This window comes from Grimontia indica (genome assembly GCF_000333895.2).
Lineage (GTDB): Bacteria > Pseudomonadota > Gammaproteobacteria > Enterobacterales > Vibrionaceae > Enterovibrio > Enterovibrio indicus.
Genome location: NZ_ANFM02000106.1, coordinates 1 through 1481 on the forward strand (window position 1 = coordinate 1; position 1481 = coordinate 1481).

Consider the following 1481-nt stretch of genomic DNA (forward strand, 5'->3'; position numbering starts at 1 on the left):
AGGTTCACCGGGTTGAACCCCGTGCTCGGTGAGTAAAGCAGCCAATTGCAGGGCAGCTTGAGCGAGCTCGCCATAGGAGAGGGAATGTTGGCCAGAGATAACGGCAGTGCGTTCGGGGGTTTCCGCCGCCATTTCAAAGAAGGATTGATGTATGGTTCTGGTTGAAAAGGCTTGGTCAGTGCGATTTATTGCCAGCCTTGATTCACACTGTTTGTTAGGTAATACAAGGTGAAGTGGTGTATCCCAGTCAATGATGATTAGATTATCAATGAGCGCAATGTAAGTATTAAACATGTCATCGATCATTCCCTCTGGGAATAAGGCATCAACACTGTCCCAAGATAAAGCAAGCTCTTCATCAAATTCATAAAGCTGATGATCTAACCAGACTTGCGGGGTTTCGGATAAACCACCGGCAACCATTTTAGGGAAACCCGATTCACCCTGTTCAAATAGCCCATTACCAAGCCCTAATGTGCTCGTAAACACGATCGGGAGAGAGGCAGCTGTGAGACTCATTTCATGAGATCGTTGCCGTTGAATCCATATAGAAGAGACGGCTTTATTTTCCAGAACATCAGCGATCTCCCGTTGGGTCTTTTTAGCTTGTTCGATCAGAGTTGATTCTTCTTCACGACAAAAACCTACGGGTGCCAGTGTGGTGAAGTCACCCAGAATACGATTGATGTCTTGATGCACAGGTTGGCGATCAAACAAAGTCAGATTGATAGAATGATCTTTCCCGCCATTCCAAAGGCGAAGCACTTCACTGTATGCGGTTAGAAGCAAAACAGAAGGGGTGATTTGGTACTTTTGCGCCTTGTCTTTTAATGCTTGCCAATCTTCTGCCGGCAAACGATGTTCCCGCCTTGTGAATATTGGATGCGCCAAGCGTTCTGGTTCTGTCGCCAAAGGAAGAGATGCTTTTAACGGGAGTTCTGCAAGTTTATTCAACCAGAATGTTTCAGCGTTTTGTTTTTCTTCATTACTTGGCGCAATTTGATTGACATAGTCCCGGAACAGTAGGTCTGTTTTTGAGGGGAGGCTCTCTGGATCTAAGTATGTCCGGCTTAATTGCTCTAGAAGCAATTTGATACTGAACCCATCTAGAGTGAGATAGTTGAATATAATTCCGACACGACAGCGAGGGTTTCCTTTTGCATCTTGATAAGAGACAGCAAACAGATGGTGCATTTGAGCCGAAGACCCGATGTCACTGTTTTTGCTAGCAGATGATGTTGTATGGAACTGTTGATGAAGCCACTGCTGTGCAAGTTGTTCACCTTGACCATCTTTCATGTCATCGAATCGGTGACAAAGCGTCTCAATACCCGGGAAGAAAGGCAGTACGCGCTGATTCCCCTCTTTGTCTATCGTAACCCTAAGCATGTCATGATGCTGAACCAAGCTGTTCCAAGCCTGTTCTAGCCGCCCAACATTGACGTTCTCACCATCCAGCTCGACCAGATAATGGGTACCAC

At 46.0% G+C, this 1481-nt stretch carries 1 protein-coding gene; it reads right to left on the bottom strand.

Translation table 11 applies throughout. The annotated features are described in order from the left end of the window. The coding region (locus D515_RS24950) for a condensation domain-containing protein (RefSeq protein WP_039850796.1) at positions 1-1481 on the bottom strand (1481 nt) is incomplete at both ends.